This window comes from Ruegeria sp. HKCCA4633 (assembly GCF_013034605.1).
Lineage (GTDB): Bacteria > Pseudomonadota > Alphaproteobacteria > Rhodobacterales > Rhodobacteraceae > Ruegeria.
Window position 1 is genome coordinate 180,148 of the sequence record NZ_WQGJ01000006.1, and the last position, 13,678, is coordinate 193,825.

15 protein-coding genes are annotated in these 13,678 nt (G+C 58.3%); 10 read left to right on the top strand and 5 right to left on the bottom strand.

Annotated elements, in window-relative coordinates; all coding sequences use genetic code 11:
• Window positions 1-151: 151 nt before the first annotated feature.
• Window positions 152-1,000 (top strand): hypothetical protein, encoded by an 849-nt coding sequence (locus GOV85_RS21440; protein ID WP_217358297.1) that lies wholly within the window; start codon window positions 152-154, stop codon window positions 998-1,000.
• Between the two features lie 85 nt (window positions 1,001-1,085).
• Here GOV85_RS21440 and tyrS read toward each other — a convergent pair whose 3' ends face one another.
• Window positions 1,086-2,339: a tyrosine--tRNA ligase gene (tyrS, locus tag GOV85_RS15700; RefSeq protein WP_171179803.1), complete on the bottom strand. Its 1,254-nt coding sequence runs from the start codon at window positions 2,337-2,339 to the stop codon at window positions 1,086-1,088.
• 243 nt (window positions 2,340-2,582) lie between these two features.
• Here tyrS and GOV85_RS15705 point away from each other — a divergent pair, with 243 nt between their 5' ends.
• The 3 genes from GOV85_RS15705 (at window position 2,583) to GOV85_RS15715 (ending at window position 4,545) form a co-directional block, all read left to right on the top strand.
• Window positions 2,583-3,704: an anhydro-N-acetylmuramic acid kinase gene (locus tag GOV85_RS15705; RefSeq protein ID WP_371813610.1), complete on the top strand. Its 1,122-nt coding sequence runs from the start codon at window positions 2,583-2,585 to the stop codon at window positions 3,702-3,704.
• A 78-nt stretch (window positions 3,705-3,782) separates the two neighbouring features.
• Entirely contained in the window at window positions 3,783-4,073 is a 291-nt protein-coding gene (locus tag GOV85_RS15710) for a hypothetical protein (RefSeq protein ID WP_171179807.1), read from the top strand.
• Between the two features lie 10 nt (window positions 4,074-4,083).
• Window positions 4,084-4,545 (top strand): hypothetical protein, encoded by a 462-nt coding sequence (locus GOV85_RS15715; protein WP_171179809.1) that lies wholly within the window; start codon window positions 4,084-4,086, stop codon window positions 4,543-4,545.
• 67 nt (window positions 4,546-4,612) lie between these two features.
• On the opposite strand, the gene GOV85_RS15720 is transcribed toward GOV85_RS15715, so the two are convergent.
• The 3 genes from GOV85_RS15720 to GOV85_RS15730 all read right to left on the bottom strand — a co-directional run bounded on the left by GOV85_RS15720 (window position 4,613) and on the right by GOV85_RS15730 (window position 6,797).
• On the bottom strand, window positions 4,613-5,503 hold the full coding sequence (locus GOV85_RS15720; RefSeq protein WP_171179812.1) for a fatty acid desaturase: 891 nt from the start codon (window positions 5,501-5,503) through the stop codon (window positions 4,613-4,615).
• A gap of 45 nt (window positions 5,504-5,548) precedes the next feature.
• On the bottom strand, window positions 5,549-6,178 hold the full coding sequence (locus GOV85_RS15725) for an extensin family protein (RefSeq protein ID WP_171179814.1): 630 nt from the start codon (window positions 6,176-6,178) through the stop codon (window positions 5,549-5,551).
• A gap of 199 nt (window positions 6,179-6,377) precedes the next feature.
• A complete protein-coding gene (locus tag GOV85_RS15730) occupies window positions 6,378-6,797 on the bottom strand; it encodes a cupin domain-containing protein (protein ID WP_171179815.1) in 420 nt (139 codons plus the stop codon).
• A gap of 86 nt (window positions 6,798-6,883) precedes the next feature.
• On the opposite strand from GOV85_RS15730, the gene GOV85_RS15735 reads away from it, so the two are divergent.
• Window positions 6,884-8,302, top strand: coding sequence for a YdiU family protein (locus GOV85_RS15735; RefSeq protein ID WP_171179818.1), 1,419 nt, complete (start codon window positions 6,884-6,886; stop codon window positions 8,300-8,302).
• 13 nt (window positions 8,303-8,315) lie between these two features.
• Here the strand turns inward: GOV85_RS15735 and GOV85_RS15740 are convergent, their stop codons facing one another.
• The gene (locus GOV85_RS15740; protein ID WP_171179820.1) at window positions 8,316-9,203 is read right to left on the bottom strand and encodes a DMT family transporter; all 888 of its coding nucleotides are present in this window, start codon (window positions 9,201-9,203) and stop codon (window positions 8,316-8,318) included.
• A 221-nt stretch (window positions 9,204-9,424) separates the two neighbouring features.
• On the opposite strand from GOV85_RS15740, the gene GOV85_RS15745 reads away from it, so the two are divergent.
• From GOV85_RS15745 to GOV85_RS15765, 5 genes are all read left to right on the top strand, one after another.
• Complete coding sequence (locus GOV85_RS15745; RefSeq protein WP_171179822.1) at window positions 9,425-10,129, top strand: endonuclease/exonuclease/phosphatase family protein; 705 nt, start codon at window positions 9,425-9,427, stop codon at window positions 10,127-10,129.
• Between the two features lie 83 nt (window positions 10,130-10,212).
• Window positions 10,213-10,626, top strand: coding sequence for a Fur family transcriptional regulator (locus GOV85_RS15750; protein ID WP_050602224.1), 414 nt, complete (start codon window positions 10,213-10,215; stop codon window positions 10,624-10,626).
• 131 nt (window positions 10,627-10,757) lie between these two features.
• Window positions 10,758-11,636: a DMT family transporter gene (locus tag GOV85_RS15755; RefSeq protein WP_171179824.1), complete on the top strand. Its 879-nt coding sequence runs from the start codon at window positions 10,758-10,760 to the stop codon at window positions 11,634-11,636.
• A gap of 136 nt (window positions 11,637-11,772) precedes the next feature.
• The gene (eno, locus tag GOV85_RS15760; protein ID WP_171179826.1) at window positions 11,773-13,050 is read left to right on the top strand and encodes a phosphopyruvate hydratase; all 1,278 of its coding nucleotides are present in this window, start codon (window positions 11,773-11,775) and stop codon (window positions 13,048-13,050) included.
• Between the two features lie 48 nt (window positions 13,051-13,098).
• Entirely contained in the window at window positions 13,099-13,638 is a 540-nt protein-coding gene (locus GOV85_RS15765) for a GNAT family N-acetyltransferase (RefSeq protein WP_171179828.1), read from the top strand.
• Window positions 13,639-13,678 lie beyond the last annotated feature (40 nt).

Here is a 13,678-nt window from a genome sequence, read left to right on the forward strand (position 1 = left end):
GTGCGGTGTCCATACCTTTGATGAAGACGCTGTCCATCCGGGCTGCGCTTCCGTTCCTGAAGACAAATTAATCCTGTCCTCACGAAAAAGCGCCTTTTCGTGAGCGAAGAGATTTGGACCGTCATGTGTTTTATCGCCAGGAGGTGCCGATATGGTTACGAGTAAGAAACAAGCGCTGGGTGCGGTTTTTGTCGCGCCTGTTTTGGGATTGGTGATGATTGGCAGTGCATCTGCTGCACCGGAAGTCTGTACTGGAAAAACGGCCCGAAGCCTGGCCAATGCCGGGGATTACGCGGGGTTGTGTGACTGCGTTCAGGTGACGCCGAGTTTTCTGGAGAGGCTTCAGAGACGGTCGGATTTTGAAACAACGCTGCAAGTTGTCGGGGCGCAATGTCCGGGGCTTGCCTCGCTTTTGACGGATTTGCCGACGGCAAGCCTGTCGGGGTTAAGCAATAATCGTGGTGAAAGCCGAGGGTCTGAACCGCTTGGTGAGGCGTTTGCGGATGCTGCAAATCCAGGATCGCCGGGCGGTGGAAACGGCGGTAACGGCGGCGGTGGAGATGGAGGCAACGGCGGCGGTGGAGACGGAGGCAACGGCGGCGGTGGAAACGGTGGCAACGGCGGCGGTGGAGACGGCGGCGGTGGCAACGGTGGCGGTGGAGACGGCGGCAACGGCGGCGGTGGAGACGGTGGCAACGGCGGCGGTGGAGACGGTGGCAACGGCGGCGGTGGAGACGGCGGCAACGGCGGCGGTGGAAATGGCGGCAACGGCGGCGGTGGATATGGCGGCAACGGCGGCGGTGGAAACGGTGGCAACGGCGGCGTTGGAGACGGTGGCCCTGGTAACGGAAACGGCAACAACGGGAACCCCGGTAATGGCGGGGGGAACACCGGGGGCTCTGGGCCTGGCACTGGCAACGGTGGCGGCAACAATGGCCAGGGCAACGGTGCCCAAAACGGCGGTGGCGGAAACGGCAATGGCGGAAGGGGTCTCCGTTAAGCTCCGCCAGGTTCTTCAAAAAGAAACGGCCACCGTCAGGTGGCCGTTTGAGTTGTGTCTTAGGTGCATAGAGGCGGGCGAGCCATCAACCGAGCTGAACCAGCGCATGACGTTTTTTGCCTGCGCTCAGCTTGATGGGCGATGACAGCGCGCCTGCGTCGATCATCATTCCCGCATCGGTCAGCGGCGCATCATCCAGCTTGGCCCCGTTCTCGGCGATCAGGCGCTTGGCCTCTTTGCCGGATTTTGCCAGACCGGATTTGACGATGATCTGCACGATGGAAATACCGTCACCCAACTCATCAGCGCTGAGGGTCAGTGTCGGCAGGTCTCCACCTACGCCGCCTTTTTCGAACACTTCGCGCGCGGTGGCTTCGGCATTGGCCGCGGCCTGTACGCCGTGCAGCAGGGTTGTGACCTCATTGGCCAAACGGATCTTGGCTTCATTGATCTCGGACCCGGCCAGCGCGCCCAGACGGTCGCACTCGTCCACCGGCAATTCGGTATATAGCTTCAGGAACCGCCCCACATCCGCGTCGGTGGTGTTGCGCCAGAACTGCCAGAACTCATAGGGCGAGCGCATCTCGGCGTTCAGCCAGACCGCACCGTCCTGAGACTTACCCATTTTCTTGCCGTCACTGGTGGTCAGCAGAGGCGAGGTCAGGCCATAGATCTCGTGATCCAGAACACGGCGGGTCAGGTCGATACCGTTGACGATGTTGCCCCACTGGTCGCTGCCGCCCATTTGCAGAACACAGCCATAACGGCGGTTCAGTTCCAGGAAGTCATAGGCCTGCAGGATCATGTAGTTAAACTCGAGGAAGCTCAGCGACTGCTCACGATCCAGCCGCGACTTCACAGATTCAAACGACAGCATCCGGTTGACCGAGAAATGGCGCCCGATATCGCGCAGAAAATCGAGGTAGTTCAGGTCGTCCAGCCATTCGGCATTGTTCAGCATCAGCGCCTTGTTCTCGGCGTCCGTGTCATAGTCGATATAGGCGGCGAACACCTTCTTGATGCCCGAGATGTTCTCGTCGATCTGTTCGGGGCCCAGAAGGGGGCGTTCATCCGCGCGGAACGAAGGATCGCCCACCTTGGTCGTCCCACCGCCCATCAGTGTGATCGGCTGGTGGCCGGTTTTCTGGAACCAGCGCAGCATCATGATCTGGATCAGGCTGCCCACATGCAACGACTTGGCCGTTGCATCAAAGCCGATATAGGCCGGTTTACACCCACTGATCAGCGCGTCGTCAAGGCCCTGATAATCGGTGCAATCGGCGAGAAAGCCGCGCTCGATCATCGTGGCGATGAAATCCGATTTGGGGTGGTAGGTCATATCGTGCCCTTTGGGTTAATGTTGCGGGGCACTGTATAGGCGGCAGCGCCGATGAGGAAAAGCCACGTTTTTTAATTGAGGGTGGGTGTCGATCCGGCCACGCGGTTAGCGAAAAATATGAACCGCTACATGAGAACGCTTGCGTTTTTGTGCAAACAAAAGGCAGTTTGACCGGGCTGCAACCCAGAGGTGTACTCAAGGACTCGGATGCGGCGAAGAAGACAGCCAGTTCAGGAGGCAGGCGTGAGCCAGACCATCAGCAAACACGGGGTGATCCGGGCACTGGGCGCGATGTCGGGCACCTCGATGGACGGGGTGGATGCCGCGATGGTCGAAACTGACGGCCACCAGATTATGGGGTTTGGACAAAGTAGCTATCGCGCTTATTCAGACGCAGAGCGAGACGTGCTGCGGGCAGCGCTGGGTCAGTGGCATGGGCCCGATGTCGATGCAGCGGCTGAGATGGTCACTTTTGCCCATGCCGAGGCACTGTCTGAATTCGAAGAGGTCGATCTTATCGGTTTTCACGGCCAGACCGTTGCGCATGAGCCGCGCGGGCGTGGAACCTTGCAGGTGGGTGACGGTCTGGGGCTGGCGCAGGCGCTGGGGCGTCCGGTGGTTTGGGATTTCCGCAGCGATGATGTGGCGATGGGGGGCGAGGGGGCTCCGCTAGCGCCGTTCTTTCATTTTGCCTGCGCCAAGTGGTTCGGCGCGGACCGACCCCTGTGTTTTCTGAACCTGGGTGGGGTCGGCAATCTGACCTATGTTGATCCGTCCTTTGACGGCCCCGAAGCGCCGGGCGCTTTGCTCGCCTTTGACACCGGGCCTGCAAACGCGCCTGTGGACGATCTGATGCAAGCCCGACTGGGGTTGCCCATGGATCGGGACGGGGCGCTTGCGCGGGTTGGAACCGTCGAAATGGGCGCGTTGGAGCTGTTTCTGGCTGAGCCATACTTTGCTCGAATGCCACCCAAGTCTTTGGACCGGAACGATTTCGCGGAAATGATCGGTCTGGTGAAGGAATTGAACGATGCGGACGCCGTGGCGACCCTGACCGGGATGTGTGCCGCAGGTGTCGTACAGGGGATGGAGCATTGTCCGAAACCTCCGTCCTGCGTGCTGGTCACTGGAGGTGGGCGCCACAATCCGGTTTTGATGGAGATGTTGCGCGTGTCGCTGGATTGCCCGGTGGAGCCGGTTGAAGCAGTGGGACTGGATGGTGATATGCTCGAGGCGCAGGCCTTTGCCTATCTGGCGGTACGTGTGGCGCGTGGCCTGCCGACGTCGTGCCCCGGCACAACCGGCGTACAGGCGCTGGTTGGGGGTGGGGTTGTAAGTTCGGTTTCGATGGACGCTGTTGGCTAGCATCAGCCGAAAACAGTTCAAAATAACAGCTTGTTGTGCGACGGTTGCCCCGGACCCACGGATCAAGGGCAAGGCATTATGGCGACCAAGGCAGAGCTTGAAGCTGAATTAGAGAAATTACGGAAGCGCAACGCAACGTTGGAAGTGCGGGTCAACCAAGACCCGGCCCCCAAGGAGCGAGATGAGCATACCAAATCATCGGATGAAATTCGAAAGCTTCTGGAAGAGCATGGGATCGACCTGAGTCAAGCGCAGGCTTTGGGCGAGGATGTGGTCGAGGAATTTGGCCGCTTGCAAAAAGAATATCCGATCACAGCGTTACTGATTGCGTTCTCGCTGGGGTATGTCGTCGGACGCGCGCAGGGTTAGGAGGCAAGCCATGAGCAGATTAAGCAGAAATCTGGTAACGATCTATCGGACAGAACGCCTGATTGCACGCCGTCGCTTGGCCGTGGTGCAGCAGCAGACGATATTATTTGGAATTGCGGGTATTGCTGCGCTGTTGGCCCTCGTGCTTTTGAACCTAGCGCTGTTCTTTGCCCTGCAAAGTACAATGTCGCCAGCTTCAGCTTCTGCGGTATTGGCGCTTGGCAATCTTGGTTTTGCGGGGCTGTTGGTTCTGATTGCACGCCGCAGCAGCGTTGAGGATGAAGTCGCGCCGGCGGTTGAGGTCCGTGACATGGCAATCGCAGACATTGAGGATGAGTTGGAGGAGGTGGCGACTGAAGCGCGCGAAGTCGTGCAGGCGGTCAAAAGCATCGGCTCGAATCCATTGGGGTCGGCGACGACGGTTTTGGTGCCTCTGATCAGCATGTTGATCAAAAGCCGAAGCAACGAATAGGGGGCGCTGCCCCCGTCGCGCAAGCGCGCCTCCCCCGAGGTATTTGGGGCCAGATGAAGAGCGGATATTATGTGCTGAGCGTGCGGGTGTAGTCTTTGGTGAACTCCGCATAGCCGTTGGACGTGGATTTCAGATGCGCGCGCATCCAGTGGTGCAGCGCGGGCAGGTGATGGAATGGCACATTGGGGAAGGAATGATGCTCGGCATGGTATGGCATGTTCCAGGCCAGAAACCGCAAGGCTCGGTTGGTGAAGGTCGTGCGGGAGTTCTCGAGCATGTTTGCCACCGGCGGGCAGAGGCCGTGCTCGGCCAGCAGGTAAAGGCGTAAAACGGGTTGAGCAACCAGCACCGGAAGAAGCCAGACCCAGAACAGTATCGTACTGTAAGTCAGGCTGATGAGGGTTAACGTATAGAGACCAAGCAGAATGCGGGCTTCGACCTTCATTGCGTTGTGTTGGCGTTTCGGAAGGTAAGGCGCATCCAGGTGGCCGCTCGCGTTTTGAACCAGTACCTTTGCCATACCGCTCCAATAGGTCCAACCGCTCAGGTAGATCAACAGGTCAGACCAGTTGTCAGGCCTTGGTTTGCCGCCCAGCTCTGGGTCGCGCTGAGGGTCATTGGTCCATTTGTGATGGGCGAGGTGGAAATAGCGGAACCAAACAAAAGGCAAGGCAATTGGTACCGAGACCAGATGTCCGACGGCATCGTTTAGCCATCCTGTTCGAAAAGGGGTCTTATGGGTGCATTCGTGGCTGAGCGTAAAGAGAAACACCAGCAAAACGCCTTGCGGCAGGATCAAGACCGGCCAGAACGGGATTTGCGCCACGATTGCGGCGCTTAGGGCTGACAGCGCAGCCAGATGGATCGACAGATGCTTCAGCCCAGCGGTGTTCGACCGGCGTTGCAATCGGTCCTTGGTTTCCGCAGGCAGAGAAGCGATCAGGTCTTTGTGGTCCATGCGGACATCGTTAAGTCCGGCGTAAGTCCGGTCAAGTCCGAAGAGCTATCGGCAAACCGGAGCACCTTTGCGTTGGGCGGTGTCAAAGTGAAAATGCCCAACGTGATAGCGGTCGGCGTCCGGGCCGAGTACGGTACTGAACACGCCACAAGCACCGTTGTGCAGCTCGCGCAACACCGCACTTTGGGTATTGTCCGTCCACCCGTCCTTAACGGTGATTTGTGTGCCGTCCTGAAGAACAAAGGTTGAAATATCAATGGCCCGCCCGCGTGCATGTTGAGACAGGCGCGCGCGTGGCCGGTTGTTTTGGGTTTTGCAGGCATAGTGCCCCACAACCCGCATCCCCTTGAGCCCGCCGCCCATTTCGGCAAAGGCGGGTTTAGCAACGGTTTCGATCCATGTTTTCAGCGTGACAGCCGTCTGACAATCCATCAGCGAAAACTGACTGAGGGCAACATTTGAAATCCGGTAGACCCGAACCGGTTTGGCAATGCCGCAGCCCCGGGCTTTGCTTTTCAGGGTTTTGCGCGTTTCGCCCAATATGGTCCAGTCGCCGCAGACGGCCCCGCGTTCGCGCATCCGCTCGCGTCCTTGTTCCAATTGCATGGCCGCGCATGGGGACAGGTCGTCGGGCGTCTGCGCGGCTGGTTCGGCGGTTGTGGACTCGTTGGGCAATGAAACATCCAACGGTTCGCCAGAATCTGCACAGTCCGGGCTGGCGCTTGCGATCCCTGCACTTAAGCAGAGAAAAAGGACAGTCAAACAGACCTGCTTCATGCTCACTCGATACTCCATCACACACGGTTACGGGTACAGGATGGTCAAAGCTGGGCCGTCTGTAAACTCAACTTTTCAGAGATTTACGTTGGTTGGGCTATTCCCTCGGGATGTCAAAGCCCGGCGCGGCCAACTCAAAACCTTCGAAATCAAAGCCGGGAGAGACCGTGCAACTGACCAAGGTGTAGTCGCCGGTGCTGCGTGCAGCCTGCCAATGGCCTTCCGGTACGATCAACTGCGGTGCGCCTTTAGACAGGTCAAGTGTGAGAAGGTGATCGGCGGCGGGGCCTTTATCTGTTGCGCTGAGCGACAGGACCAGAGGCGCGCCTGCGTGGTAGAGCCAGATCTCGGTGGCGTCGACCCGATGCCAGTGGCTGCTTTCTCCGGCCTGCAACAAGAAATAGATGCAAGTGCCGGTGAGGCGGCCTGCGTTGCTGGCACGCCATGTCTCGGCATACCATCCGCCTTCGGGATGACGTTGCAGGTTCAGGTGGTCGATAATGTCTTGTGCGGTCATGAGTGCCCTCTTGGTTCGGCGCGATTATGCACGGGACGATACGATCCGCTATGGTATTCGTGCGCCCGAACAATATGTAATGCGACATGACCCTGACGATCCCCTTTGATAATACTTATGCCCGTCTGCCGGATGCGTTTTTTGCGCGGCAGGCTCCGCTTCCCGTCCGTGCGCCACAGATGATTGCGTTTAACGATGATTTGGCGAAGTTGCTGCAAATTGCACCAGGAGATGTGCATGACATGGCCGAGGCTTTTGCCGGCAACCATCTGCCCACAGGTGCGGAGCCTATCGCGCAGTTATATTCGGGGCACCAGTTCGGACAGTATAACCCTCAATTGGGGGATGGGCGTGCGGTGTTGCTGGGCGAGACCGTGGGCACCGACGGTGTGCGCCGGGACATTCAGTTGAAAGGCTCGGGCCCCACGCCGTTTTCGCGCCGAGGCGATGGTCGGGCGTGGCTGGGGCCGGTTCTGCGTGAATATGTGGTGTCTGAGGCGATGCACGCGCTGGGCGTTCCGACCACGCGTGCTCTGGCGGCTGTGGAAACGGGCGAAACGGTGTTTCGCGAAGGCCCGATGCCCGGCGCTGTGCTGACGCGTGTGGCCAGCAGCCATCTGCGGGTGGGTACGTTTCAGGTTTTCGCCGCACGGGGGCAGCTGGACAGTTTGCGTCGACTAACGGAATACGCCATCGCGCGTCACTATCCTGAGGCTGACGGGCCGATGGGTCTGTTGCGGGCGGTGCGGGACGCACAGGCCAAGTTGATCGCGCAGTGGATGAGCGTGGGATTCATTCACGGTGTTATGAACACTGACAATTGCTCGATCGCGGGTGAGACGATTGACTATGGTCCTTGCGCTTTCATGGACACGTATCACCCCAACACGGTCTACAGTTCGATTGACCGGATGGGGCGGTATGCCTATTCGAACCAGCCCGACATTGCCGTATGGAACCTTGCGCAGTTGGCGACGTCCTTGATCCAGCAGATGGATGACAAGGAGGCCGCTGTCGAAGAGGCGACCGAGATCGTCCATGCCATGCCAGAGCTTTTGCAGCAGAATTGGTTGACCCTGTTCCGTGCCAAGATCGGTCTGACGATTGACGAAGACGCTGATCTAGAGCTTGTGACGGATTTATTGAAACGCATGGCCGAAGGGCAGGCGGATTTCACCAACACCTTCCGGGCGCTGGGCAGCGATACCGCGCGGGATCAATTTGTTGACCCCGCCAGCTATGACAGTTGGGCCCAGGGCTGGCGCGCGCGATTAGAGCGCGAAGCGCAACCGATGGACGTGATGGCCGCTTCTAACCCGGCGTTCATTCCGCGCAACCACCGTGTCGAACAGATGATCCAAGCTGCGGTGCAAGGGGATTACGCGCCGTTCCATCGGCTGAACGCCGTCCTCGCACAGCCTTACGATGATCAGGATGATGCCGCAGATTTGAGACGGCCCCCGGCCAAGAACGAGGTGGTGCACGCAACCTTCTGTGGGACGTGACCCATCTCGGGCCTTACTTTCGAACAATCTCCAACACGGCGGCGCTGACGATCAGCGCAGCGCCCAGAAACTCGCGCAGGCCAAAGGGTTCTCCGGATAGCACGGCAGCAGATGCGATTCCGACGACCACTTCGCTCATCAGCAGCAGGCCGACCCTTGATGGGGAAAGCTTTGTTGCTGGCCAAATCGTCATGTAGACCATGGGCAGGATGTAGAAGGCCGACAGCAGGGCGAACAGAAGCACGCGGATCGTCTCATGAGGTGCCACGGAAGGGATGTTCTGCTCGCCCAGCAATGGAAGGCTGAACAAGGACAGAATCAGCGCGCCGAATACAAAGGCAAAGACCTGCCCCGAAATCGAGATGCGATTGACACGATAAAGGCCCATAGAGCCCAGGGCCCAGCATACGCCTGATGCCAATGCCAGCCAATCGCCTATGTTTTGCGGCCAGGGCACGAAACCCGCGCCGCCCAGAACAACAAAAAGGCCGCCCAACCCGCAGAAGAGACCGGCAAGACGCATAAGGTTGAGGCGTTCACCCAAAAACATGACGCCCAGAAGCGTGCCCCAAATGGGCGTGAGGTAGAACAGCAGGATCGACCGGACAACGTCAGTGTATACAAGACTGATGGAATACAGGCTGAACGCGGCACCCGTGAACATCCCGCTGAGCATCAGGTTGCGCCATTCGCGAACAAGTGTGTGTCGGTCGCTCCAAACAAATGGGAATAGAGCGATCAGGGCCGCGCAATACATGACAATCCCGGGCCAGGGGCCGGTCAGACCCTGATCCAGAAAGAACCGAACCGGGATCCAGTAGAGCCCCCATAGCGCGCCGCCCATGACCAGAACCAGGCTGGCGCGGGTGCTGTTGACCGGCTGTGTCTGATGCAGTTCCATTCAGCCCCTCGAGTTGCGGCGGTTTGGCCGTTCCACTGCAACCGGATAGAGCAGGGGATCAAAAGGAACAATCCTTTGGTGATCGCTTGCGGGTCGTTTGCCAATAAATCGTGCGATTGGCGTTGTTTCTTTCCGAGGCATTCGTTCTGTATCGGAACAGGGGGGGTTGCGCGCCGCGCCAGAGGTGGCACATTGAGCGCAAGCCCATTGGTCAAGCCCTTATGAAACAATCTTCAACCCTACGTATCGCCAGCTATAACATTCAAAAATGCCTCGGGCTGGATTTCCGGCGTCAACCGCAGCGTATCCTGCAGGTCATCGAACACATGCGGGCCGACATCGTTGTGCTGCAAGAGGCAGACAAACGCCTGCCGCCGCGCCCGGCAGCCCTGCCGCATTTCATGCTGGACGAGGCGGGTTGGCAGATCGTCGATCTTGGCGGGGCCGGCAGCCTTGGGTGGCACGGTAATGCAGTCATATGGCGTGGGGATGGTATTTCCGTCCGTCAAAAAGGGCATCATGATTTGCCGGGGTTAGAGCCGCGCGGCGCGGTCCGAGTCGAGTTCGATACTCAAATCGGGCCGTTGCGGGTGATGGGGATGCATCTTGGGTTGCTGCCCGCATCGCGGCGGCAGCAGATTTCGCACATCCGGCGCTTTGATGATGATCTGGCCAAGATGCCAACCGTCTGGGCCGGGGATTTCAACGAATGGTCGCGGCAGCCGGTTCTGGACCATCTGGCCCCCGAGATGCGTTTTCTACCGCCCCGACCCAGCTTTCCCGCAGCGCAACCGCTTGGCGCGTTGGACCGGATCGCGCTGGGCGCAGGGGTGAAAGCCACCGCGCATGGGGTTCACGACGCGCGCCCGGCACATATCGCATCGGATCATCTGCCTGTCTGGGCCGATCTGACACGTGCTGCGTAAGAACAGCGGAAAAGCAGAAATCCCTGTGGCGCAAACTGCACAGACATACTAAGACAGATACCCGAGCAAGTCTGAGGGGCATCATGTCGGAAACGATTATTGGGCGTTGTGAGGCCAAGGGCCTGCGCATGACCGGTCAAAGAAGGATCATCGCGCAGGTGCTGGAACAAAGCGACGACCATCCGGATGTCGAAGAGCTCTATTCACGTGCTTCTGCCGTCGACAAAGGTATTTCGATTGCAACCGTATATCGGACGGTGAAACTGTTTGAAGAAGCGGGGATTCTGGAGCGTCTGGAATTCGGCGATGGCCGCGCACGGTACGAGGATGCCGAGCGTGACCATCATGATCACTTGATCGATATGCAATCGGGTGAGGTGATAGAATTCGTCGACCCTGAGATCGAAGCCCTTCAGGAAAAAATCGCGGCAAAGCTGGGGTACAAACTGAAAGGCCATCGGCTGGAGCTGTATGGCGTGCCACTGGAACAGGATTAAATCATCACGAAACGCGATTGATCCCCTCACGTTAATTCATCACGCGTGACGGGAAATGTCTTGCCAGAGGCCATTGGTTGAGGTTGTTGTGCGCATAGGCACCCAAAGTGCTTTTTCCTGTGGACGCGCATATGAACAACGTAAACGGCATTCTGCTGCTCATTGGGTCGATGGCGGCCTTTGCACTTGAGGACATGTTCATCAAGGTTCTGTCGGTCTCGGTGCCGACAGGGCAGATCATGGTGTTCCTCGGCGTGGTCTGTACGCTCGTGTTTGCAGCTCTGTCAGTGGCCTCGCGCAAACGCGTCTTTGACCCGATGGCCTGGAAGCTATTGCCGTTGGCGCGCGCGGCAACCGAAGGGATCGGGGCAGTAACCTTTGTTACGGCGCTGTCTTTGATCGACCTTTCAACGGTCGCCGCCGTTTTTCAGGTCCTGCCGCTGGCTGTCACCATGGGGGCAGCCATGTTTTTGGGGGAACACGTCGGCTGGCGGCGTTGGAGCGCGATTGGCGTGGGGTTTGTCGGCGTTCTGATGATCATTCGTCCCGGTTTCCAAGGGTTCCAGCCCGAGTCTCTTTTTGTGATTTTGTCCGTCCTGGCCATTGCTGCGCGCGATCTCATCACGCGTAAGCTGGATGCGCGAGTCGCCTCGACCGTTGTAGCGATGCAAGCGTTCATTGCAGTTGCGCTGGCTGGCGGGCTGTTGATGGCGATTTCCGGTGCATCTTTTGTGCCGCTTCAGGACGGACAATCGTTACCGTATCTCGGGGCCGTAGGGTCCGGTGTGATTGGGTATTACGGCATTGTCACCGCGATGCGTGTCGGCGAAGCGTCGGCATTGATGCCGTTCCGCTACACGCGTCTGGTGTTCTCGATCGTTGCAGGAATGCTGGTTTTTGGTGAGCGGCCAGATGCGCTGACGCTTGCGGGCGCGACACTTATCATTGGGTCCGGACTTTATACCTTTGTTCGCGAGCGGCGTTTGGCAAACGAACTGGCTCCGGTCTAATTGTGTTGGCGCAAACAACAGGCTGTTAGCCCTAAAGGTCCGAAAATGTGCCTGTTAGCGATAACGGAACCGGTTTACATTTGGGCCGGTGCTGCTATGACGCGTGCAACCGACTGCAGCCATAGGAACGGGCCTCATGAGCACCATTATCGACATCCACGCACGCGAAATTCTGGACAGCCGGGGCAACCCGACAGTTGAGGTTGACGTGATTCTGGAAGACGGCACCATGGGCCGTGCTGCCGTGCCGTCCGGGGCATCAACCGGTGCCTATGAGGCAGTGGAAAAGCGCGACGGTGACAAAGCGCGTTACATGGGCAAGGGTGTTCTGGAAGCCGTTGCCGCCGTGAACGGTGAGATCGCCGAAGAACTGGTAGGTTTCGACGCGACCGAACAGGTGGCCATCGATCAGGCGATGATCGAGTTGGACGGGATCGAAAACAAAGGCCGTCTCGGTGCAAATGCCATTCTGGGTGTTTCGTTGGCCACAGCCAAGGCCGCGGCCGATTTCACAACCCAGCCGCTCTATCGCTATGTGGGCGGCACCTCGGCCCGTGTTCTGCCGGTTCCAATGATGAACATCATCAACGGGGGCGAACACGCAGATAACCCGATCGACATTCAGGAATTCATGATCATGCCGACCTCGGCCGCGAATATCCGCGAGGCGGTGCGCATGGGGTCCGAAGTGTTTCATACACTGAAGAAAGAGCTCTCGGCAGCTGGTCTGGCCACCGGTGTCGGTGATGAGGGTGGCTTTGCTCCGAACATCGCAAGCACCCGCGAAGCGATGGATTTCATTCTGAAATCCATCGAAAAGGCGGGTTATAAGCCGGGCGAGGAAATCCATCTGGCGCTGGATTGCGCCGCGACTGAATACTTCAAAGACGGCAAATACGTTCTGGCGGGTGAGGGCACGACTCTGACCTCGGAAGAAAACGCCGCCTATCTGGCGGCGTTGGTCAACGACTATCCCATCATCTCGATCGAGGACGGCATGTCCGAAGATGACTGGGACGGCTGGAAAGCCCTGACCGACGCCATCGGTGACAAAGTACAGTTGGTGGGCGACGACCTGTTCGTGACCAACCCCGTACGTCTGGCCGAAGGGATCGAACGCGGCTGCGCCAACTCGATGCTGGTCAAGGTGAACCAGATCGGTTCGCTGACCGAGACTCTGCGCGCTGTCGATATGGCCCACCGCGCGCGTTACACCAACGTCATGTCCCACCGCTCGGGCGAGACCGAGGATGCAACCATCGCCGATCTGGCCGTGGCAACCAATTGCGGTCAGATCAAAACCGGCTCGTTGGCGCGGTCGGACCGGTTGGCTAAGTACAACCAACTGATCCGTATCGAGGAATCGCTGGGCGAGGTCGCGGAATACGCGGGCGCGTCGATCCTTCGCAAATAACACATCTGATGCTAGGCTGACCCTCGGACACAATCCGGGGGCCACGTCTTGCTAAAGATCATTGAACCAGAAACGCCGGACCAGTTGAACGCGGTTCGGCGTTTGTGTTGGGACTATCGGGATTTCCTGCTGACCTTGGATGAAAAATCCGTTCAGATCGTTCAGACCTTTTATCCAAAGGAAAAATACGCCCGTTTGATGGACAACATCGAGGTGGATCACGCACCGCCAAATGGTGGGATCAAGTTGGCTGTGTTGGAAGGTGAGCCGATTGGTAGCGGCATGTTTCATACAATCGCGCCGGGCGTGGCCGAGATAAAGCGGGTGTATGTGACGGATGCGGCAAGGGGCTCTGGCGCGGGCCGTGCCATTATGTTGTCGCTGATTGAAACCTGCAGGGATCTTGGCTTTGACTATATCCGAATGGATACCGGAAAACCGCTGGAGGCAGCGACTCAATTATACCTGTCGTTGGGGTTTACCCTGCGCGACGCATACTCTGAGATTCCAGAAATCGCACGGGACCACCTGATTTTTTTCGAGATGTCGCTTACGAAACTCAAAAAAACTAAAAATAACGATAGTTGAATTTAATCAGCGTTTTAGCAACCAGGATTGCCCTGATCTG

Bases quoted from the DNA above. Each gene is read 5' to 3' on its own strand.
- GOV85_RS15720 (WP_171179812.1), bottom strand. From the start codon at position 5,503: ATGGACCACAAAGACCTGATCGCTTCTCTGCCTGCGGAAACCAAGGAC.
- GOV85_RS21440 (WP_217358297.1), top strand. From the start codon at position 152: ATGGTTACGAGTAAGAAACAAGCGCTGGGTGCGGTTTTTGTCGCGCCT.
- eno (WP_171179826.1), top strand. From the start codon at position 11,773: ATGAGCACCATTATCGACATCCACGCACGCGAAATTCTGGACAGCCGG.
- GOV85_RS15715 (WP_171179809.1), top strand. From the start codon at position 4,084: ATGAGCAGATTAAGCAGAAATCTGGTAACGATCTATCGGACAGAACGC.
- GOV85_RS15745 (WP_171179822.1), top strand. From the start codon at position 9,425: ATGAAACAATCTTCAACCCTACGTATCGCCAGCTATAACATTCAAAAA.
- GOV85_RS15730 (WP_171179815.1), bottom strand. From the start codon at position 6,797: ATGACCGCACAAGACATTATCGACCACCTGAACCTGCAACGTCATCCC.
- tyrS (WP_171179803.1), bottom strand. From the start codon at position 2,339: ATGACCTACCACCCCAAATCGGATTTCATCGCCACGATGATCGAGCGC.
- GOV85_RS15750 (WP_050602224.1), top strand. From the start codon at position 10,213: ATGTCGGAAACGATTATTGGGCGTTGTGAGGCCAAGGGCCTGCGCATG.
- GOV85_RS15710 (WP_171179807.1), top strand. From the start codon at position 3,783: ATGGCGACCAAGGCAGAGCTTGAAGCTGAATTAGAGAAATTACGGAAG.
- GOV85_RS15735 (WP_171179818.1), top strand. From the start codon at position 6,884: ATGACCCTGACGATCCCCTTTGATAATACTTATGCCCGTCTGCCGGAT.
- GOV85_RS15740 (WP_171179820.1), bottom strand. From the start codon at position 9,203: ATGGAACTGCATCAGACACAGCCGGTCAACAGCACCCGCGCCAGCCTG.
- GOV85_RS15755 (WP_171179824.1), top strand. From the start codon at position 10,758: ATGAACAACGTAAACGGCATTCTGCTGCTCATTGGGTCGATGGCGGCC.